The organism is Dyadobacter sp. CY323, assembly GCF_021390245.1.
Classification (GTDB): Bacteria; Bacteroidota; Bacteroidia; order Cytophagales; family Spirosomataceae; genus Dyadobacter.
Genome location: NZ_JAJUXH010000019.1, coordinates 15,377 through 36,838, shown reverse-complemented (window position 1 = coordinate 36,838; position 21,462 = coordinate 15,377). Strand labels below are relative to the sequence as shown.

Annotated in this window: 18 protein-coding genes; 7 read left to right on the top strand and 11 right to left on the bottom strand. The window is 46.7% G+C overall.

Features of this window, described 5'->3' with window-relative positions; translation table 11 throughout:
* Window positions 1-3: 3 nt before the first annotated feature.
* Window positions 4-624 carry a hypothetical protein gene (locus LZG72_RS22520; protein WP_233877384.1) on the top strand — a complete coding sequence of 207 codons (621 nt, stop codon included), beginning with the start codon at window positions 4-6 and terminating at the stop codon, window positions 622-624.
* Between the two features lie 72 nt (window positions 625-696).
* Here the strand turns inward: LZG72_RS22520 and LZG72_RS22515 are convergent, their stop codons facing one another.
* Complete coding sequence (locus LZG72_RS22515; RefSeq protein ID WP_233877382.1) at window positions 697-1,833, bottom strand: DUF4932 domain-containing protein; 1,137 nt, start codon at window positions 1,831-1,833, stop codon at window positions 697-699.
* Window positions 1,834-1,978: 145 nt separating this feature from the next.
* Window positions 1,979-3,067 carry an AraC family transcriptional regulator gene (locus LZG72_RS22510; protein WP_233877380.1) on the bottom strand — a complete coding sequence of 363 codons (1,089 nt, stop codon included), beginning with the start codon at window positions 3,065-3,067 and terminating at the stop codon, window positions 1,979-1,981.
* Between the two features lie 154 nt (window positions 3,068-3,221).
* Here LZG72_RS22510 and LZG72_RS22505 point away from each other — a divergent pair, with 154 nt between their 5' ends.
* Entirely contained in the window at window positions 3,222-5,465 is a 2,244-nt protein-coding gene (locus LZG72_RS22505) for an excinuclease ABC subunit UvrA (RefSeq protein ID WP_233877378.1), read from the top strand.
* Window positions 5,466-5,580: 115 nt separating this feature from the next.
* Here LZG72_RS22505 and LZG72_RS22500 read toward each other — a convergent pair whose 3' ends face one another.
* The 7 genes from LZG72_RS22500 to LZG72_RS22470 form a co-directional block, all read right to left on the bottom strand.
* On the bottom strand, window positions 5,581-6,273 hold the full coding sequence (locus LZG72_RS22500) for a hypothetical protein (protein ID WP_233877376.1): 693 nt from the start codon (window positions 6,271-6,273) through the stop codon (window positions 5,581-5,583).
* A 10-nt stretch (window positions 6,274-6,283) separates the two neighbouring features.
* Window positions 6,284-8,149, bottom strand: coding sequence for a glycoside hydrolase family 2 protein (locus LZG72_RS22495; protein WP_233877374.1), 1,866 nt, complete (start codon window positions 8,147-8,149; stop codon window positions 6,284-6,286).
* A gap of 190 nt (window positions 8,150-8,339) precedes the next feature.
* Window positions 8,340-9,071: an energy transducer TonB gene (locus LZG72_RS22490; RefSeq protein WP_233877372.1), complete on the bottom strand. Its 732-nt coding sequence runs from the start codon at window positions 9,069-9,071 to the stop codon at window positions 8,340-8,342.
* 108 nt (window positions 9,072-9,179) lie between these two features.
* The gene (locus tag LZG72_RS22485; protein ID WP_233877370.1) at window positions 9,180-9,863 is read right to left on the bottom strand and encodes a LytTR family DNA-binding domain-containing protein; all 684 of its coding nucleotides are present in this window, start codon (window positions 9,861-9,863) and stop codon (window positions 9,180-9,182) included.
* The gene (locus LZG72_RS22480) at window positions 9,860-10,891 is read right to left on the bottom strand and encodes a sensor histidine kinase (RefSeq protein ID WP_233877368.1); all 1,032 of its coding nucleotides are present in this window, start codon (window positions 10,889-10,891) and stop codon (window positions 9,860-9,862) included. Before LZG72_RS22480 ends, LZG72_RS22485 begins: the two co-directional genes overlap by 4 nt.
* A 59-nt stretch (window positions 10,892-10,950) precedes the next feature.
* Window positions 10,951-11,721, bottom strand: a complete 771-nt coding sequence (locus LZG72_RS22475; protein ID WP_233877366.1) for an ABC transporter permease — start codon at window positions 11,719-11,721, stop codon at window positions 10,951-10,953.
* Entirely contained in the window at window positions 11,718-12,437 is a 720-nt protein-coding gene (locus tag LZG72_RS22470) for an ABC transporter ATP-binding protein (protein WP_233877365.1), read from the bottom strand. Before LZG72_RS22470 ends, LZG72_RS22475 begins: the two co-directional genes overlap by 4 nt.
* A 218-nt stretch (window positions 12,438-12,655) precedes the next feature.
* Between LZG72_RS22470 and LZG72_RS22465 the strand changes: the two genes are divergently transcribed.
* Genes LZG72_RS22465 through LZG72_RS22455 form a run of 3 tightly spaced genes read left to right on the top strand, consistent with a single transcriptional unit; the run spans window position 12,656 to window position 16,836 of the window.
* Window positions 12,656-14,128, top strand: a complete 1,473-nt coding sequence (locus tag LZG72_RS22465) for an ankyrin repeat domain-containing protein (RefSeq protein WP_233877363.1) — start codon at window positions 12,656-12,658, stop codon at window positions 14,126-14,128.
* Between the two features lie 5 nt (window positions 14,129-14,133).
* A complete protein-coding gene (locus tag LZG72_RS22460; RefSeq protein WP_233877361.1) occupies window positions 14,134-14,622 on the top strand; it encodes a DUF2271 domain-containing protein in 489 nt (162 codons plus the stop codon).
* An 18-nt stretch (window positions 14,623-14,640) separates the two neighbouring features.
* Complete coding sequence (locus LZG72_RS22455; RefSeq protein ID WP_233877359.1) at window positions 14,641-16,836, top strand: PepSY domain-containing protein; 2,196 nt, start codon at window positions 14,641-14,643, stop codon at window positions 16,834-16,836.
* Here LZG72_RS22455 and LZG72_RS22450 read toward each other — a convergent pair.
* Window positions 16,830-17,819, bottom strand: a complete 990-nt coding sequence (locus tag LZG72_RS22450) for an FAD:protein FMN transferase (protein WP_233877357.1) — start codon at window positions 17,817-17,819, stop codon at window positions 16,830-16,832. The two genes, LZG72_RS22455 and LZG72_RS22450, sit on opposite strands and share 7 nt — an antisense overlap.
* 103 nt (window positions 17,820-17,922) lie before the next feature.
* Between LZG72_RS22450 and LZG72_RS22445 the strand changes: the two genes are divergently transcribed.
* Together LZG72_RS22445 and LZG72_RS22440 are read left to right on the top strand one after the other, a co-directional pair.
* On the top strand, window positions 17,923-19,695 hold the full coding sequence (locus LZG72_RS22445; RefSeq protein WP_233877355.1) for a 7TM diverse intracellular signaling domain-containing protein: 1,773 nt from the start codon (window positions 17,923-17,925) through the stop codon (window positions 19,693-19,695).
* A 139-nt stretch (window positions 19,696-19,834) separates the two neighbouring features.
* Window positions 19,835-20,167 (top strand): hypothetical protein, encoded by a 333-nt coding sequence (locus LZG72_RS22440; RefSeq protein WP_233877353.1) that lies wholly within the window; start codon window positions 19,835-19,837, stop codon window positions 20,165-20,167.
* Window positions 20,168-20,176: 9 nt separating this feature from the next.
* On the opposite strand, the gene LZG72_RS22435 is transcribed toward LZG72_RS22440, so the two are convergent.
* Complete coding sequence (locus tag LZG72_RS22435) at window positions 20,177-21,094, bottom strand: AraC family transcriptional regulator (protein WP_233877351.1); 918 nt, start codon at window positions 21,092-21,094, stop codon at window positions 20,177-20,179.
* Between the last annotated feature and the right edge of the window lie 368 nt (window positions 21,095-21,462).

Genomic DNA, 21,462 nt, shown 5'->3' with positions numbered 1-21,462 from the left:
AACATGAACCTTGACAATTTAAAAACAAGTTGGAATGCACTCGAGGAAAAAATCCAAGCTTCAACCGCATTGAGCGAACAAGTAGTATTGACGATGATCCGTAATCAATCACAAAGCACCATTTCCAGATCACAACGTAAGTTCAAAAACCTCGCATTTTTCTTCTCGGGATTGTTGCTGCTTTTCGTCGCGATCGTATCCGGCAATCCGTTCGACTATGTACGCTGGTATGAATTCGTACCGGCCGTGTTATATGCGATAGTGATTGGAATTGCATTAAAAATCATCATTTCCGAAAACCTGGAAATAAGCCGCATTACATTGACCAAAAGTAACTTACGGGAAAGCCTGCATAAAGTGATCTTCATTCAGGAACGGTGTCAGGTGGCGATGTTGCGCATTTGGAAAGTGAGTATGGTTGCTGGTTTCCTGCTGGGGATTTCGTTGCTGGTTCGTCATTTCGAAGCGTATGGTTTAATGAAATCGGTTCTGATCATCGCCGCAAATGCATTAACTATCATTACGATGTACCTGCTTGCGAAAAACTTTTTCAAACAACTGCCTGATGTAAATCTTACAAACTTGAAGATGTATTTGAAAGAACTTGACGATCTCGGAGCCTGACCGGTATGATTTCCCCGGCCGGCTACTTCCAAACGAATACGATGGATTTCAAAAATTTTCCCTTTTGGGAGATTAATCGCGCGAATTCTCCCTCAATCGTTTCATTGCACTTTCAACGGCTTGTTTGTACGTACTTTTTTGAATGGACTGATAGGCTTCGAGTTCGGGAAGTATGAGCGGCAGATAGATGAATTTCCGGTCATGTTCGTAATGCTCGCGCAATCGCCGGGCATCTGCGGCATGACCGAGGCTTTGGGCTATGACGATCTCGCCGGCCCGCACGAAGTGTTCATATAAACATGCCTTCCAGGCTACATATCCCTGATTTGACATCACATCTTTAACCGGATCAAAAAGCCTCTGCGTTTCGGCAATCCATTCAGCTGGCAACTGGTCAATTACCTGATTCACAAATGAATGACCGAATTCGTGCGTGCTGAGTTCAAGCAAATGCTTTTTATCATTAAAACCCATATCCAGATTTGAGGCATCATTAAAACTAGGAATTGCAAAGGATCCGAACACATGAAAAGCGTTTGTTTTTTGATCCGAACCATACTTCACCCCAAAACCCATTCCGGGCGGAATGGTAAGACTCGGCACCAGATTATAGGTATCCAGTCGTCCCTGATAGAACTTTTCCATCGCCGGGATGAACGAACCGTCAGGCAGCCCGCCTTTCACCTGCATCAGCGCATTCTCGTATTTGTTCCGGTTTTGACTGAGGTAGGTATCAAAATCAACTTCGCGATAAAGTCGGTTCATTGCTTCTAAAAACGCCGAAGCATTTTTGCGGGCCTCAGCCTCGTCTCTTTTCGGGGAGAACCTCAGATAATATCGGCTTTCCATTTTCTCATTCAGCTTTGCATTTGGAAAATCTTCCAGCTGGATTAGTAAATTAATAAAATAGTCCAGCCAGATATCTTGCGCAAAGCCGACGGCGACAGCCAGATTTTCACTATTCTCGTGCCTTTTATATTGCTCGTACAAGTCCAGGCCATATGCGTACCGGGCTTTGGTTTTAACCGAATAATCGGCCGTTTTAGATTGCACACCCTCATAGCCCAAGAAATAGACGAACCCCAGCAGCTCCACATTTTTATTGATCTGAACCACGAACCGGCGATCATCGGGATCCGCACTAACCTGGTTACCAAAAGAAAAAGTTGCCCAGACCAGGGCGGTGAAAAGCAGTAGTCGAACGTACATGGTTGCTTGTGGAAATGGTTTGATTGAATGTCAAAACAAGCCATTGAACCAATAACCCGCGCTCACTATCGCCATTCAGGACGTCCGGGATCATGTTTCAGGACATATGAAGGAGGTATTCCCGGACCTTTGACCCGAGAAACCGCTACTTCTGAACCAGCAGATACTGGGAAGGCGATTTGCCGGTATGCTGCCTGAAAACCTGATTAAATGTGGATTTGGAATTAAAACCCGCCTCAAATGCCAGTGCCAAGACCGTCTTATGTCGTTCTTTCGGATCGCCCAGTTTGCGTATTACTTCTTCAACCCGGAAGCCATTTACGAAACTGTTGAAATTGGATGCGCAATGCGTATTTATCAGATATGACACATAGCGGGAAGGCAAACGCAACTTTGCAGCCACATCCTCGAGAGTAAGTTTGGATTGCGTATGCAGAGCATCCTGGTGAAATGCAGCGTGCAGGCGTTTCAGTTCAACCAGATCGTCGTATTGCGCGAACTCCGGTTTTTCCGCATTTTTTGGTTTGGTTAAAACAGGTAACGTGAAAAAATCAGGATCCAGATAACCGATGTAGCCCAATGCAAAAAGCCACAACGTCAACAAAACCTCGACTCCCCCAAAAACAGGCCATTCCAACACGACACCGGCGGCCCATAAGACAGTGAGGATCAGCGAAAAACCAAACAAACCGTACAATCTGAGATATTTTCTGATACCCAGTCGCGGAGACTGTTTTTCCCACGCGAACTGAAACCTGAACAGCTTCCCGGCATATACCCACAAGACATAAGACATTCCGATAATCGGCAGCAACTCGGTAAGAAAAAACCAGATCGGATTTTCTAATAAAGATGGTAAATCCTGGTTAAAATGGCGCCGGTAGTACTGCCAGCCACTTCGGATCATCACTTCGGCGACGATAGGCAAATAGAAAAGCCAGTATCGTTTTTTGAAAGTATAGTCAGGAGTTGTGGTAAATCGGGCGAAAAACCAGAGAGATAGGGGAAGCAGCAAGTAACTCTGAAAATTCCAGAAAGGAATGGCGTCCGGCGATTGGTGATACCGCACCTGCATCCCCCACGCATTCAATAACTCCTGAGCCAGAACATACAGGATCAACCCTAAAAATAAACTGGCTCTTTGTCCATTAAAACCTCTCACTACCAGCGACATGCAAAGAATAATCCCCTGGCCGGACGCTAAAAGAAATGCAACTTCTTTCCAGTTTTCCATATATCTGTGAAAAGGCAGTTTGGGATTTGGAGACGGTTCAATAGAAAAGTTACAAGTAAGGAAAGACTTTTGAACGGTTTTCCATATCCTGAAATATTTTTTCAACTTGCGTCTTACGAATCGGAATGCTACCAGAATAACTTCGAAAAAACCTATGGCGCAGGAATACATAGAAATCCGCGGGGCACGCGAAAACAATCTCAAAAATGTGTCGCTGAGAATCCCAAAACGCAAGATCACCATTTTCACCGGAGTGTCGGGTTCCGGAAAATCTTCCATTGTTTTCGACACGATTGCGACCGAAGCCCAGCGGCAGCTCAATGAAAATTTCAGCATGTTTATCCGGAATTTCCTGCCCAAATATGCCCAGCCCCACGCCGACGCCATCGAAAACCTGAGCATGGCCATCGTCGTCGACCAGCGACGACTGGGCGGAAACTCGCATTCTACCCTGGGTACGATCACCGACATTTCACCGGTTTTGCGCCTGTTGTTTTCACGGATCGGCGAACCGCATATCGGGAATTCAAATGCATTCTCATTCAACGACCCGGCCGGGATGTGTCCCGAATGCAATGGAATGGGTAAAAAAATGGGCGTTGTGGCCGACTCTTTCCTGGACATGAACAAGTCATTGAATGAAGGCGCGGTTCAAGTCCCGGTTTTCGCGAGCTGGGAGAAAAGCAGTTACGCGGCATCGGGCTTTTTTGATAATGATAAAAAGCTTTCCGATTTCACGCCAGAAGAAATGGACCTGCTGCTTTACGGTAAAAACCTGAAATTCAAATTGGCGATCGGTGGCGGAAGTATGAATGCGACCTACCTGGGTATCATCGAGAAATTTGAGAAAGCATACATTAAAAGAGACCTTAAAACCTTGTCGGAACGTACCCAGAAATCGGTCGCTCCATACATTGCGCTCCGCCCGTGCCCATCTTGCAAAGGTGCGCGGCTGAGCCAGGCTGCATTAAGCTGTAAAATCAATGGCAAAAACATTGCCGAAATGGCCGCAATGGAAGTTTCCGAGCTGCTTTCGCTGGTAAAAGAACTCAAAGATCCGGTGGCTGGCTCCATGATCTCGACGCTTTCAGAGCGGTTGCAGCATTTGGTGGATATCGGTCTCGAGTACCTGAGCCTCGACCGTGAAACCAGTACGTTATCCGGTGGTGAATCCCAGCGGGTGAAAATGGTTAAACATCTCAGCAGCAGCCTGATCGACGTCATGTATATTTTCGACGAACCCAGCGTGGGACTGCATCCGAGGGACGTACACCGACTGAACGAGCTACTCGGCAAACTTCGCGACAAAGGAAATACCGTCATCGTCGTCGAGCACGATCCGGACGTTATTAAAGTGGCCGATCACATTGTGGATGTCGGCCCGAACGCCGGAAGCAAAGGTGGGAAGATTGTGTTCGAAGGCAGTTTTGCGGAGCTCGCAAAAGCTGATACACTGACCGGCCGACATATTAAAACTTCCTTGCCCATTAAAGAAAAATCCCGCAAACCGTCCGGAAAACTTTCAGTACTCAAAGCCAATATCAATAACCTGCACAATGTGAATGTCGACATTCCAATGGGCGTTCTGACCGTCGTTACCGGTGTTGCAGGATCCGGAAAAAGCTCGCTGATCAATCAGGCTTTTCTGTCGCAACATCCCAAAGCGATCGTGATAGACCAGTCCGCCGTGGGTACGTCCACCCGCTCGAACCCGGCCACCTATACCGGCGTGATGGATGATGTACGCAAGGCTTTTGCAAAACAAAATGGTGTGAGCGCCTCGTTATTTAGTTTTAATTCCCAGGGTGCCTGTGAAAATTGCCAGGGGCTCGGCGTCATTTATACCGATCTGGCGTTTCTCGACGGGATTAAAACACCTTGTGAAATTTGCGAAGGAAAACGGTTCAAGGAAGAAGTACTCGCCTATCAGATGGATGGCAAATCCATTTCAGATGTATTGGAACTGACGGTACTACAATCATTGGATTATTTTAAACAAAACGATATTCTGCACAAGCTGCAGGCCATGAGTGATGTGGGATTGGATTATCTCACACTTGGTCAGCCACTTAGCACGCTTTCCGGAGGAGAATGTCAGCGCATTAAACTGGCGAGCGAGTTGCACAAAAAAGGAAGCGTGTATGTTCTCGACGAACCGACTACCGGTTTGCACATGTCGGACATCGGCCACCTGCTTTCCATTATGAACCGGCTCGTTGACGCAGGAAATACGATGATCGTGATCGAGCATAATCTGGACGTGGTCAAAAACGCGGACTGGATCATCGACATGGGACCCGATGGGGGTACCAAAGGCGGGAAAGTGATATTTGAAGGAACTCCCGTGCAGCTGTTGAATGCGAAAGAATCCATTACAAGCCGGTATTTACGAGGATAGTGCGTATGCTCGATGTAAGCGTCGGGCGACGGTCCCCGGGGTGGTCGGGTGGATAAAAATTGAAAAGACCTACCAGATTTTGAAAACCTGGCAGGTCTTTTAAAAAAAACGCGAATTAAATTCTTGGATTATGAATGATGTCGTTCAGGGCATTATCCCGTTCCGCTATTGTTTTGTTTAGCTCCACATCCTCGTCGTCTGCATTGGTGACGATATTTTTTTCTGTGAAAGCCTGATGATCCGGCCCGGTGGAGTTGATAGGTGTTCTGTCGAAATTAAACTGCTCCTGGCGAAGGCGGTAGTTTTTCTCAACCGAGCGGGCAACTATACGGCTTCTCAGACGCTCGGCCCGAAGTTCCGATTCTGCCCTGCCTTCTTCATCGATCACCGGTTGCTCGTCTAAGTCAAGCCTGTCCGTTCTTGGCGAGTCAGAGTAAGATTGCTCCGAAGTATAATTCCGGAAGTTTTCGTTTACATCTACTGCACCGTGATTATCCAGGATCTTCGAGGCAAGTTCAGCCTGGTCCGGATCGATGGAATGCACCGTGACGATCGTTCCCCGCCGCCCGGCTTCCGAATAACGTTCCGCTTCTTCCTCGTCGCCACCGAACAGATCTTTAAAAAAATTTCCGATGCGCTCAAATACACCGTCATCCGAATGGTCTACGGGCAACTCACCGTCTTCTGACTTATATTTAGCCGTTTTAATATCTACATCTTCGTCACTAAATCCACTTTCCAGCAAATATTGCTGCGCATCCCGCGCATCGCCTTCATTTTCGAAAATCCCAACTACTGTGTTTGACATGATGTTTTCGTTATAGGTTTTTGACTTGTTGACTACCGTTGGTCACATCAATATTCGTGCCAGAAGCGAGAAGCCCGGGGGGTACATTCAGCACCCCGGTTTCCGGATCGATCAACCCGTTTCGCTCGTCTTCAATGTTGGTAGCCTGCGTGTACACATCCCCCGAAACCGCCCTTTTTCTCAATTCAGCTTTAAACAGTGCGATCTGATTGGCACGTGCAGCATCATCGACCGGTCCGCCATAATTTTCGAAACCAAAACCACCCCACTCACTCACGATCAGCGGAACTTGTTTCCTGAAAAAGAACGGATCGCCTACGACGAGCGGGAAAGCCGCAACCGTTTCCATATTTCCGCCCGTCAGCTCATCCAGCATTTTCTTCCATTGATCCAGGTTTGGAGTGTATAAATGCGCCGTCAGCAGATCCGATTTCAACTTTCCTTCAAACGAAATGTGCTGCCAGCCGTCGTTGTCAACGACCAGAAATTCGGGATGAGCAAGGTGCATATAATGGTACATATCGATCACATACTGCCGGGTTTCCTGGTTGACTGCAATATCCTGCACACCCCAGTCTTCATTATATAAACTCCATATCACTACCGAGGGATGTGTCCCGATCAGCGCCAGCATGCGCATTAACTCGGCGCGGTGGTTTTCACGGCTTTTCATGGTCGACTGGTGGGGACTTGGTACTTCCACCCATAACAACATCCCGATCTTGTCCGCCAGCTTGTAAATGCGCGGGTCTACCCCGGCAATGTGGATCCGCACCAAATTGCAGCCCAGCTCTTTCATAGCCAGCAAATGCTTCTGGATCTGGCGATACGACGCATTACCAGGCTGGTAAAGAATTCCATCCAGGTAAATGGGTTTGTTATTGAGATACAAATGGCTGCCCCTGGCCTCAAATTTCCGCAGCCCCAATTTGGTCTCAATCTCTGATACCGACCCTTTTTCATCAATAAGCCGGGCAACCAGCCGGTATTGGTTCGGGGCATGCGTCGACCAGAGCTGGGCATGCGGAACGTCGAGTACCAGCCGCTGCGATTTCTGACCTGCATTGAGCATCAATGGAAATTCATCCTCCGCCACCAGTTCGTCGTACTGGCCTGAACCAGGCGCATATACCAATAATTTAATTTTATACAATCCCGGATCGTGAATGCGGGTGGTGAGACTGAACCGGACCAGATCATCCTCGATCACACTCACCACGCCCACTCGTGAACGCAGCCTGTTTCTTTCAACGGTTTCGAGCCATACACTCCGCACCGCACCGGTAAACGTCTGGTACCAGATCCCGCCCCGCTTATACACATGAGACTCTTGTTTGCCCCGCGGAATGTCCGCATCCATGCTGCTCGCTACACGCACGGTGAGGCGGTTAACCGGCAGCAAGGTTTCCAGCTCGTACGAAAACGAAGTATACTCGCCGGTATGGACTTCCTCGCCCTCAATGGTCGAAAGTAAGTGCCCGTTCAGCCAGACTTGCGTTTCATATCCGCATGCCCCGAAAGTAAGCTGCACGATGGTATCACTTTCCAGTTCGGGAGTTGCGTGCGGGGGGCAGTCGAAATTTCGCTCGTACCAGACTACGATCTTATCCTTCCAGGACGGATTATCGTGCTGCGTTGCGGCCAGATGTGCCTCTATGCTGCCCGGCCAGTGGGCTGTGCCGGTAAAGGGGTGGTCGATGTACCAGCTTTCGAGGATCCCCTTATCGTCAGGATCTACGGCAAAGTTCCATTCACCATCGAGTAAAACATAATCATTTGGCCTGAGTACCGCCCGCGGAAGATCATCCTTAAAAGACTCCGTTTCGAGCGCCTCCTCACGGCTTTTGGAAGATCCGTAGTTTGTCTGGTTTTGCATTTCAAATCAATTTGGCTGCGATTCGAAACAGCCCGGATCGTTCTGTCCACAGAATCGTTCGTCGACCAGAACCAAACTGTTCCGAAGAAAAGAGTAATCCCGATAACAACTGTGCCAGGATGTAGCCGCCAGGGCACGTACTTTCCATTTCACAGGCAGCAGGCGGATGACCGGCTCATCCCAAGTTTCATCAGTCCAGGGCAAATGCAATGGGGAGGTTGTATTTTACGGCAACGAGCTTTTCGTCCCTCGATCCGGGTTTCCACTTCGGCATAGACTTTACTACCCGCAAAGCTTCCTGGGAAAGCAGCTCATGCGGCGAGCCGAATATGGTAACGTGGCGCAACGAACCGTCGGTGTGAACCACGAAACTCACAAAAACCTTTCCCTCAATGCCCCGCTTTCTGAGCGATTTCGGATATTTTATATTTCGGGACAAATAGTCATACATGGCCGCTTTGCCGCTCGGGAATTCTGCATTATGAAAGATACTCGGCGAACTATCTTCTTTATATAATCTTTCTTCGAGGGTGCGTCCGGCATTATCATACTTTCTGTAGGTATCCAGCTGCCCGTTTTCATAATACTCAAACTCTTCGTCTCTCACTCTGTTGCTCGCAAAAGAAGTCTGTCTTTTCAACTGGCCGCTTGGATAAAACCACTCGAAGCGGCCTTGCATGGTCTTCATTTCCTTCTCGAGATATAGTCCGGTCATTTGAACCTGCCCGGTTTTGTAATAATCCGTTACCTGCCAGTATCCATTGTCATTCTCGTAAGCCGACCTTTTGTACTCCGCTTTCGAGCCATCGGAGATCACATTCCACTCGGCGTCGTAAAAAATATGCAGCGAGTCCGTTTGAGAAAGTGCATTGAAGGAAATAAAAATCAGACAGAATACGCCTCGCAGGAAAAACAGATTCATAAAACAGTCGCAGGGAAAAAAATTCTGACTAAAATAGCGATAATGCTGTTTTACCAATCGGCCTCCCACAAATTAAAATAACATATAGGGTTGCTTTCGATAGTGGCTTCACACTTTCAGCAAACTCAGAAATGCCTGTCTGTATGTAGCGGAGATGGGGATGTAGGTTCCGTTGATCTTGATTTCGTCTTTTTCGATGGTTTCTATTTTGTTAATGGAAATCATGAAAGACTTGTGAACGCGGCAGATGAGGTGCGGAGGAAGTTCTTTTTCGAAATCGGAGAAGGTATGCAAGGTCATGATTTTCTTTCGAGCAGTATGGATTCTGCGGTAGTCCCGCATTCCTTCGATATACAGTATTTCGTCCAGCGCGACCCTTTCCAGATTATACCCGGTTTTCACAAAAATGCTTTTTTTCTCTTCCTGGATGCTTTTGGTCAGGTTCGTTTCCACTTTATTCACCGCCATTAAAAACCGTTCGAATGTGTATGGTTTAAGCAAATAATCCGTAACGCTCAATTCGTAACCTTTAACCGCATATTCATGATAAGCCGTAGTAATGATCACCTGACTGTTTATCCGGGTGGATTCCAGCAGATCAATGCCTGAAAGTGCGCCCAGGTTAATGTCCAGGAAAATCAGGTCGACCGGGTTGATTTTTAAAAAAGTAAAAGCGTCGACTGCATTCCCGAAAGCTCCGGCCAGATCGAGCAATGGCAAACGCTTCACAAAATCCTTTGCGCGTTCCATAGCCAGCGGTTCATCCTCCACGACAATGCAGCTGATCTTCATTCCTGAATAGTTAGTTTGACGCGATAAATCTGATGATCACATTCGGTTGTTAACTGATATTTTCCAGGATATAACAATGTCAATCTCCGTTCGATCAACTCCTTACCCATACCTCCTGTTGTTTTTTCCAGCTGCATAACCGGCCTGATCCGGTTTTCACATTCAAATGCAATCCGGTCCGTTGCGACTTTCAGGGCTATCCTTACTGAAAAATCTTCCATCAAATTCGCATGTTTAAATGCATTTTCAATAAATGGGATAAACAACATAGGAGCAATCTGTTTGGAAGCGTAATCACCTGTGAGTGAGAATTGAACCGCATTTGCGTTCGAAGTCCGGATCCTTTGAAGATCGATGTATTTTGCAATGTAAGTAAGCTCTTTGGACAAAGGAATTCGTTCGCCTTTTGTTTCATATAACATAAAACGCATGATATCCGACAGCTTATTCAGGTATGCGGACGCTTTCACACTTTCTTTTTCGATCAGAATGTCAATGTTGTTGATGGTATTGAAAAGAAAATGCGGGTCGATCTGGGATTTGATCAGTGCGAGTTCCATCTCAAAGTTGCGTTGGTTCAATTCCTCCCGGTACCTGACTTCCTCAAACCAGGAAACAAAGCCTTTAATCACAAAACCAATCGAGCCATTAACAAAAGCGATGAATGCAACCGGTAACCCCACCGAAACAGCTCCCATGATCCCGTCATTTGTCAAAAACTGTGAACTCACAAAGACACTCAGAACAACAATGCCCACCATCGCCGCGACGACGGGAACGACGGCGGAAAACAAAATTAACCTGAACCAGTTTTTCGTCCGTCGGTAATATGGAAACACGAATGCATAGAAAACATAGAACGCCATTGCTCCCGGGATTACTGCGAAACCTGCCATGATCCGGCACCAGGTTACCCAGCTCATCGGAGGTTTTTGAAAGAAAGTCAGCACGAAAAATATAACCGTCAAAAGCATCGCATACAAGATCCAATAGCCGATTTGCAACAATGCTTTCATCGATTTTTGCATTTGACAACTAAGTTTAACGAGGTTAACAGGATCTAAAAGACAAAACAATTTCCATTACCCTAACCTCTGCTTTTTTTATTTATAAAAAGGAAATAATTGAGCGCAGTAAACAGGATAAAGTATCCGGCCGACCAATAATAAATATTTACGTCCGGATCGATCCGGTTATCGTTGATTAAAAATTGTTTCGAACAGTAAGTATAGGGAAGAAAATAACCGTATTTCCAGGAAACGGCGATCAAGGAGGCCACCACGAGTGCAAAACCGATGCCGATCGGGACCATGAAATTCCGGATGTGAATGCTAAGCAGGTATTGCAGCGAAAGGATGGGCAAGGCATAGAGAAAGAACTTCGCGTTGCCGGTTAAAAATCCCAGAAAAGGAAAATCCTGTTGCGGAAATGGAACGTCCCGGAACAGTAATGCAGGTAGAATACCCGTCAGGATTATACCTGCATTGAAGATCAGAAAAAACTGAAATAACATGGTAATCGCCACTGCGAATTTGGCCAAAAAAAGTGTTGTGTGGCTCTGTGGCGTCGTGTGTACCTGCTTCCAGGCATTGTTACCAAATTCGATCTGAGCCAAAAGACTGGCTGTCAGGATAATGCCCATCGGCAGCAAAAACACCGACATATACTGCCAGCATTGGCCATAAACCTGGTTCCAGATCTTACCGGACGAATTACTTTGGCTCAATGTCCCGTAATCCGAAATTCTTTTGGTCAAAACAATCGCCGGAATAAAAAGGGCGCCGATCAGCGTGAGCCACGAAGCAGCACTGTGCCTTCTTTTGAGCCATTCACTTTGAAAACTGTTTACGATCATCATAGCTTTTTAGTGATAAGATCTATGAAAATGGTTTCCAGGCTTTGTTCCTGATCGTGCATCAACTCTCCAAGCGTCCCCTGAAAAACCAGACGTCCGTGATTGATGATCCCGATATGAGTGACCAGCTTTTCAATTTCCGAAAGCAAATGGCTGGAAACCAGGATCGAAATGCCTTGCTCCCGGTTGATCTTTTTGAGCAGTTCCCTGATCTCGATCATCCCATTTGGATCGAGTCCGTTTGTAGGTTCGTCGAGGATCAGCAATGCGGGATTATGTAACATCGCGACTGCGATCCCCAGTCTCTGCTTCATACCCAGAGAAAAACGTCTGGCTTTTTTGTTGCCGGTTTGCGATAAGCCAACCAGCTCCAGTACCTCATAAATTCGGTTTTTAGGGCACTGATACACTTTTTGAAACACTGTTAGATTTTCAGCAGCAGTAAGATGTCCATAAAACGAGGGACTGTCGATCAGCGAGCCGACTTGCCGGAGGATCGCTACCCGGTCCTGATCCAAAGGTTTCCCGAACAGGTGAATGTCGCCGGATTGCCGTTTGATCAACCCTAAAATAAGGCGCAAGGTAGTCGTTTTCCCGGCACCGTTCGGACCCAGAAAACCATAGATACTACTTTCCGGGACCACCAGGTCAAGTCCATTCAGAACCGGACCGGTCCGACCGAATTGATGCGTTAAACGATTTGTCTGCAGTACGTACACGGGTTCATCTGTTAGTATGATTGTAAATTTACCCGCGGCCGACTTACACGAAAGTTAAATTCTGCCAAATGCATGAAACAGTCTGCAAACCAGCTCCTTGTCCTGAATTGCAGGAAAAAATCGATCAAAATGCAGATTTGATATTATTTAGACTGGTTATCAATTAACTTTGCGCACCTCATCGGGTAAAACCAACGAATTCAAATATCCTCGTTCATATGAAAAAATTTCTGATTGCCATTTGTGCATCCATTGCCATTTCTGCTCAGGCACAGCAAAACGTGCTTCTGGACCAGGCGTTCTGGAAAACCTCCCCGGATGTTGCCGCGGTAAAAGCCGAAATCGAAAAAGGCAGCAACCCTTCTCAGTTTAACAACAACATGTTTGATCCGGTCGTACTGGCGATTAATGCCGGTGCACCCAATGCAACGATTGAATATCTTTTAACCCAACCTGGTAACACGGTCGATAAAGCGACGCATGACGGCCGCATTTACCTGCACTGGGCGGCAATGAGGGGCAATGTGGAGCTGATGGAGTCGCTGGTTGCAAAAGGAGCAAAAGGAAATTATGTGGATGGTCACGGGGCAACCCCGATCAATTTTGCTGCGGGTGGCGGTCAGCAGAATACCAAAGTGTACGATATATGCCTGGCTCACGGCGCCGACCTTAAAAAAGACCTCAACAACGATGGTGCAAATGCATTATTGATCGGGATTGCGAATGATAAGGATCTGGCATTGACCAATTATTTTATCTCAAAAGGCCTCGACCTGAAAAGCACGGATGCCGCCGGAAACAATGCGTTCAGCTATGCGGCGCGGGCGGGGAAGATCGATGTACTGAAAACGCTGCTGGCAAAAGGAGTTCCTGCGAATTCAAATGCGATATTAATGGCAGCGCAAGGATCGCGCGGCGGGGCTAATCCCATTGAAGTGTATCAATATCTGGAAAGTGTAAACCTGAAACCGACCGTAATCGGTAAAAACGGCGAAAACGCATTGCATTCCATTGTCCGTAAACCAAAACAGGAAGAGATCATTAAGTATTTTCTGAGCAAAGGCGTCGATGTAAACAAGGCCGATGAAGATGGAAATACGGTATTCATGAATGCAGCTGCCAGCAACCGGGAAACGGCGACACTGGACCTTTTGCTTCCGAAAGTGAAAGATATCAATCAGGGTAACTCGAAGGGTGTGAGCGCATTGGCGATGGCGGTTCGTGGAAATTCACCCGAAGTGATCGGATATCTGGTCGACAAGGGCGCCAACATCAACACAACCGACAAAAATGGCGATAATCTGGCTTTCTATCTGGCACAATCCTACAATCCGAGAACGGCAAACGAATTTGATCCAAAAGTGAAAGTGTTGCAGGAAAAAGGTTTCAAAATAGATGCACCTGCAAAAAATGGCAACACATTATATCATGTGGCAGTCGCGAAAAACGACCTGGCACTGGTGAAACGTCTGGAAGCATACAAAATCGATGTGAATGCAAAAAACAGCGAAGGCATTACTGCTTTACACAAAGCTGCGATGGTCTCCAAAGACGATGCAATGCTGAAATACCTGCTTTCAATCGGCGCGAAAAAAGAGATTGAGACCAACTTTAATGAGACTGCGTTTGACCTGGCCGGTGAAAATGAGACGCTTTCGAAGAATAATGTAACTGTTAATTTCCTGAAATAGATTTCATGTCCAATATATTCAAATCCGCACTCCTGTTACTCGCATTGACGTTTTTTCGTCCGGCTACCACATCTGCACAAAGTACTTCAAAATACAAATGCATGATCCAGATGACAAATTACATGGGTGAAGGCGCGTACGTGGTGATCTCGCTCATTAATGCAAAGGGTGCGTACGAAAAGACCTTATACGTGCTCGGTCCGGATAAAAAGTGGTATAACAGCATGAAAGAATGGCATAAGTTTCAATCCAGGCAAAAAGCCAACATCAGCGCGATCACCGGGGCATCGGTAACGGGTGGCGATCGCAGTGTGAACGTGCTGGAAATCGACAATGCCAAGATCAATGCGGGCTATAAGATCCGGTTTGAAAGTGCAGTGGAGGATAAAGCATACCATGTAAAAGATCTGGAAATCCCATTGACGACTGAGGGGCTTTCCGCGAAAAGCGAGGGTACCGGGTACATCCGCTACGTCCGGTTCAGCCCTAATTAATGCACTGAGTAGCTCATTATGACCATTTCAATATGGAGATACAGCCATCTCGCGCTGGCTGTATCTTCTTTTCTTTTACTGACCCTCGCCTCTGTAACCGGTATCATCCTGGCGTTTCAGCCATTATCCGAAAAAGTCCAACCCTACCGTTCTGAGAATTTTAATAAAACAACACTTGCACAATCACTCCCGGTTTTAAGAAAGCTCTATCCCGAAATCAGCGAGCTTACGGTTGACAAAAACCAGTTTGTTCAGATTAAAGGCGCCGACGCCGAGGGCAAAAAACTGGATGCTTACATGGATCCCCGAACAGGAAGAATCCTGGGCTATCCAGCACCTAAAAATGACTTTTTTGAATGGGTAACCGCCTTACACCGCTCGCTTTTTATTCATGAAACCGGTCGTTTTTTAATCGGCCTGACCGCTTTTCTATTACTGCTGATCACTGTTTCCGGCACCATGCTGATCATTCAGCGCCAGCGCGGCCTGAAACGGTTTTTCACACGCATTGTGAGGGATAACTTTTCGCAGTATTACCACGTGGTTTTGGGAAGGTTGTCGCTGATCCCCATTTTCATTATCGCATTGAGCGGGACGTATTTATCACTCGCGCGTTTTGGTTTAATAGAATCTCCGAAAGTATCCGCCGAAGTTGATTTTGATGCGATCAAATCGGGACCAGTCAGAAATCCCGCTGATTTTGATATTTTCAAAAAGATAGAATTATCCCAGGTCCAAACCGTCGAATTTCCTTTTTCGGAAGATCCGGAAGATTACTACACACTGAAATTGAACGACCGGGAAGTAACGGTCAACCAGATTACCGGGGATGTTTTAACGGAAGTAAAGTATCCTACTGCCGCATTGCTCACGGAACTGAACCTGGATTTACACACCGGCCGGACGAATGCGATATGGGCCATTATCCTCACAATCGCATCCGGAAACATCCTTTTCTTCATTTATTCCGGTTTTGCGATGACGTTCAAACGCAGGGCTAACCGGGTGAAAAACAAGTATACGGCCAATGAAAGCGAATTTATCATTCTCGTAGGTTCTGAAAACGGCAGTACGTTCGGTTTTGCCAATGCGATTCACAAGCAACTGATCGCGGGCGGAAAATCGGCTTTTGTTACTGAACTGAACAATTATACGGTTTTTCCGAAAGCATCGGACATCATTGTGATGGCCGCCACTTATGGGTTGGGAAATCCACCGACCAATGCGGCTCATTTTGCCAAAAATTTAGAAAAACATAAACAACCTAATCCTGTCCGTTTCTCGGTAGTAGGCTTCGGTTCACATGGTTATCCCGACTTTTGCAAATTCGCTTTCGAGGTTGACAATCTGTTTGCCAGACAGGATTGGGCCATTCCTACCCTTGAAATACACACGATTAATGACAAATCTCCGGATGAATTCAGTCAATGGGCGGCAAGCTGGTCTCAGCAGGCGGGTGTGGAACTGGCGGTTTCATCCAGCCCGCTGACTACCCGGCCAGAAGTTCTGCAGGAGCTCATTGTGGTACATAAAACGGCTGTTGCGACTTCGGGCGAGTCGTTTCTGATCCATTTAAGACCGAAACGGCAAACGGCTTTCACTTCCGGCGATCTGCTGGCGATCTATCCCGCGAACGATCATCGGGAGCGGCTTTACTCCATTGGGAGGATTGGAAATGACATTCAGCTGAGCGTGAAGTTGCACGAGCGCGGGCTCGGTTCGGATTTTCTTTATCGGCTGAATCCAGGAAACGGCATCAGCGCGCGCATTGTCGGCAACGAGCATTTTCATTTTCCTAAAAAAGCAACTTCCGTGATCATGATCTCGAACGGGACAGGCATTGCGCCGTTTTTAGGGATGATCGATCAGCAAAGTTCACATGCAAAATGCCGGTTATACTGCGGTTTTCGTGATCAGACTTCCTTTTCGCTTTATAAAACAGCGATTGAGAAAAATCTTTCGGACAAGAAATTGAGCAGCCTGCATGTTGCGTATTCCCGCGAAGGTGAAAAGCAATATGTGAGGGACTTATTGGCGCGCGATGAAGTTTTGGTAGCCGATACACTGGCAAATAATGGCGTGATCATGCTTTGCGGGTCACTTTCCATGCAAAATCATGTGGTAGCATTATTGGAAGACATTTGCCAGAAGCATCTCGGCAAAAGCGTCAGCTTTTATCAGTCGCACAGCCAGGTGTTAATGGATTGTTACTGAGGTTTGAAGTCCGAAATGTTGAGGTTATTTGAAGTAAAAATCTTACCATCGTCGGTAATCATCATGCAGCTGAATTCGGGAAAACCGTTGATCAGTTTGAGTCCGGCCTGCTTTCCCATTACCATCAATGATGTACTGAAACCATTGGCTTTTTCCGCGCTGGGGCCAAAAACGGTTACGCTGGTAAGTCCGGTGGCGGGATAGCCGGTGGCAGGATTGATGATGTGCGAATAGCGTTTTCCGTTAAAAACCACAAATTTTTCATAACTCCCCGAAGTAACCACGGCACCCTGGCGGAGCGGCACTACTGCAAACAACTCTCCCTGCCGCTTCGGATCGGTAATGCCGATCACCCATTCGCTGCCGTCGGGCTGCTTTCCCCAGGCACTCATATCCCCGGACCCATTCACAATGCCGGCTTTTATCCCTTTTTTTAACATCATATCACGGCATTTATCAGTCGCATAACCTTCTCCCAAAGCCCCAAAACCGATTTTCATTCCTTTCACTTTGAGAAAAATGGTAAAATGCTTCTTATCGAGAATAATGTTCTGATAACCAACCTTTTCAACCGATTTCCGAATGGCCCCGGCAGTCGGCATTTTAGTCATCGACCCATCGAATTTCCAGATCCGGTCCATGGCTGCGAAACTGATATCAAAAGCTCCATTGGTCAGTTTCGATAATGCAACCGCCCTTTCTGCGAGTTCAAACACTTCCGGGTCCACCCGCACCGGCCGAATCCCTGCATTTGCATTCACCTCCGAAACCTGTGAGCTGGGCTTCCAGTCAGAAATCAGATTTTCGATCCGGGTGATTTCAGTAATGACCGCATCGATGTTCATTTCCGCCGCCGCCGAATCCTGCGCAACGATCGTAATGTCAAACCTCCCGCCCATGAGCATGGTAGTCCTTTTTCGCAAGACCTGCGACTGTGCGACAAAACCGGAGACGATAAGCAGACTCAAAAGGCAGTATTTCATTTTTTTACATCCATTCGCTTATTCAATAATTTATTCATTCAGTAATACATTCATTTGCTAAGTTATATTTGCATTCCAGACATACCACTCATCAAATCCTCCCTTGACCCGGTTACTTTACCTCCTTGTCGGCATCCTGTTGCCGGTTGTCCTTTCGGGCCAGCCTGTGTTTACGTTGAGCGACAGTGCAACGTTTAACATTGATCAATATGAACTTCTGCCGGACAACGGGTACACGTTCAATCAGTTACTCGCAAATCCTCAACTACCGTTTAGAGAGAATGACTTGATCCGGCCCGGAAAAGCGCCGGCTTACTGGGTGAAAATCACTATCGACAATCCCTCCCGATATCCCCGGGCCTACGATGTCCGGGTACAGCCCAATCTCGACAACATCCTGTATTATATCGACCGTGATACTGGCAAATGGGTTTCCCGGCGGGCGGGCATTCTTACAAAATCCAGGTATGACCGGCGATTGCAGGGCATAATGCCGTGCGTGCTGGAAGCAAAAAAGAAAAGTACCATTTACATTAAGGTGGACATTTCGTCATCCAACGACATGGACTCCGCCTTTAAACCTACGCTTTTTCTCAAAAAAAAGGAATATGCGCAGGAATTGGAACAAAATATCTGGCTGGCATGGACGGTTGCGACTACGGTGCTGTTTCTGTTCTTCCTGAATAATTTATACATCTATTTCAGCTTTCGGGACAAGACGATCCTATATTATCTGATCGCCCAGCTGGGCGGAATGATCTACATTGCTTCGTACCGGCATTTCCTTTCTGTTTTCTTCCATTGTCCGCTCTTCTCATTCCTGATCACTCCAGACGGGTTAACAGCTTATTATGACCTGAACTATCTGCTGATGCATTTCGGCATTCTGTGCATTATGTTTGGTTTTGCGCAGTTCACCCGATCGTTTTTCGATACCGCCAAGACGCTTCCGAAGCTGGATCTCACCCTGAAATACGGGCTGATCTTTTACTTGTCGGCGACCATCTGCATTATGGTTACCAGCAGTCTGTTTTTCTGTCTTGAGTATTACACGTCGTTTTATGAAAACATTTCTGCGCTTTTCATCTTCGTGACCATGTCCTGTACCTGCATTGTCGCGTACCGTCAGAAACTCCGCGCAGCGAGTCCTTTTTTGTTTGCAAACATGCTTCCGTTGATTTTCATGGTCGCTACTCCCATTTTCCATGTGCTGGCGCGCGTGCATGAAACAAACAATGCGTTTTTACCGTATCTGGCTGGTGTGGCCCAATCCCTCGGATTTTCAATTGCGCTTGTAGCACGTACCCGACTGATCCAGACCGGATTGAAAGCAAAAGAAATGGAAGCCCGGCAGCTTGAATTCGACCTGCGCGAATTATCACTGACCCAAAAACTGACTGAACTCGAAAATCAGAAGATCAATGCGGAGATCCGGCACGAAAAAACAGTAAACGAAATCCTGCAGCAGCGACTGGACACAAACCAACGCGAGTTGGCATCGACTACGATGTACATTGTACAGAAAAACAAATTGTTGTCCGGCTTAAAGGGACAAATACAGGAGTTACACGAGTTGTATCCGGAAAACCAGCACGGCAATTTGAAAAACATTGAGTCGATCCTGAAAAGCGACCTTTACCTGGACGCCGACTGGGAGAAGTTCAAGCTGCATTTTGAACAAGTCCATCCCCGCTTTTTTGAAGAGCTGCGGGTGAAACATCCGAACCTTACCAAAAATGAAATACGCATTTATGCCTATTTCCATATCAATCTTTCTACCAAAGAAATTGCCTCGCTGCTCAACATCGATCCTGCCAGTGTGAGGCGCGCGAAAACCCGGCTTTACAAGAAAATGTCCCTTTCAGAAGAAGCATAGGGCTTTCGAATCGCATTTTAATCGGTTTGTCTACACTTTGTCTATGCCTGTTTTTTTGGTTTAGGTTAAATAAAGTGGTGTTTTGAAAAGTGGGCCACCGGCATCGGCCCGCGATTTAAACGAGTGAAAACTTAACACCATGACAAATCTTTTTGACCCGAACGAGGAGTACGAAAATCTCCTGAACCGTCATCTGGCCGAACGAAGAAAACTCATAGAGAGCAATTCAGATCTGTTGAGCCAGCTTTTTTCAGACCATAAAACCAGGCTTGAAAAGCTAAGAAATGAACGGTCGTCGGTGGTGACTTTTGCCCGGCAGCGTGCTCAGGAAGAGTTTATGGAAATAGAGCGGCAGCACAGATTGCTCAGTTCCCTGATCATCAACCAAATCGAAGAGATCTCCGAATTCATGAGTATTGTCTCCGTTTCCTACCCTGGATGCTCGGTGCTTGAACTGGATGAAGTAGTCTAATCTGCCGGATCAATTAAACGATTGCCTGAATTCCAGCGGCGAGAGATGTGTTTTTGTCTTGAATAACTTGCTGAAAGACTGCGGATGCTCGAAACCCAGTTCGTAAGCTATTTCACTGACAGACAGATCGGTAACGGAAAGCCGCTCTTTGGCCCGTTCAATCAGCTTTTCGTGAATGTGTTGCTGCGTGGTAAGTCCGGTCAACGTTTTGAGCATTCCGCCCAGGTAATTGGGCGAAATATTCAATGCATTGGCGACGTATTGCACCGTTGGCAATCCCGTTTTCATCAGATCATCGCTGTTGAGATACTCCGAAATGACCGATTCGAGCCGGTCGAGAACTTTATGATTGGCTATTTTCCGGGTGATAAACTGGCGCTGATAAAACCGCTCCGAATACTTTAATAGCAATTCAAGCTGGGCGATCATCAGATCCTGGCTGTACTTATCGATGTTTGCCTGGTACTCCTGCTGAATGCTCTGCATAATGCCCGAAATCGTCGTCTCTTCCCTTTCTGACAGAAACAAGGCCTCGTTGACAGCATAGTCGAAGTATTCGTATTGCCTGATGGTTTTCGCCAGAGGCGTGTTCCATAAAAAGTCGGGATGGACCAGTAACATCCACCCCGAGTGACGCAGTTCCGTATCGGTTTCGACTTCAAGCCTGAGAAGCTGGCCCGGCGCCATAAAAAACATGACACCATCGTTGTAATCCAAATCCTGCTGGCCGTATTTCATTTTCACATTGAAATTCCGTTTCAATGCAATGGAATAAAAATCCTTGACAAAACTCACTTCATTGGCAGGCAAGCGTTTGATCTCTTGGAGATTGAGCACGCTGATCAGCGGATTTTCCGGTCCGGGATATCCCCTGAACTGATGAAACTCGCTGATCGTCTTAAATCGGTGAACCTGCATATTTGCCATGATACAATTTAGTTATTTCCGTTTAAAACGCAGCGGCAAATTCTTTGGCAAACTCTTCCAGTTTTACCTTACCCATTACCGGCTTATGACGTTGATAACTTTCCGCGAGTACTCCCGTGTGCAGGCTATCGTACATTTCAACCAAACCGGCCACGATTTTCGGAATGTCCTTTTTCCACTAATTCTTTTGTCAGTGGCTTACTGATGTGGCCCAATGAGCCTGTTAATACGATTTTCATTTGTCTGTTTTTGTTTCTGCAAAGTTGGGCAGAGGACAAAAAGCGGACGTAGCCAAATCTATGATTGTTGTAGCCAAAGTAACTGAAAATTCATAGAATGCATTTTTGGCCTAAAATGGATTTTAATGG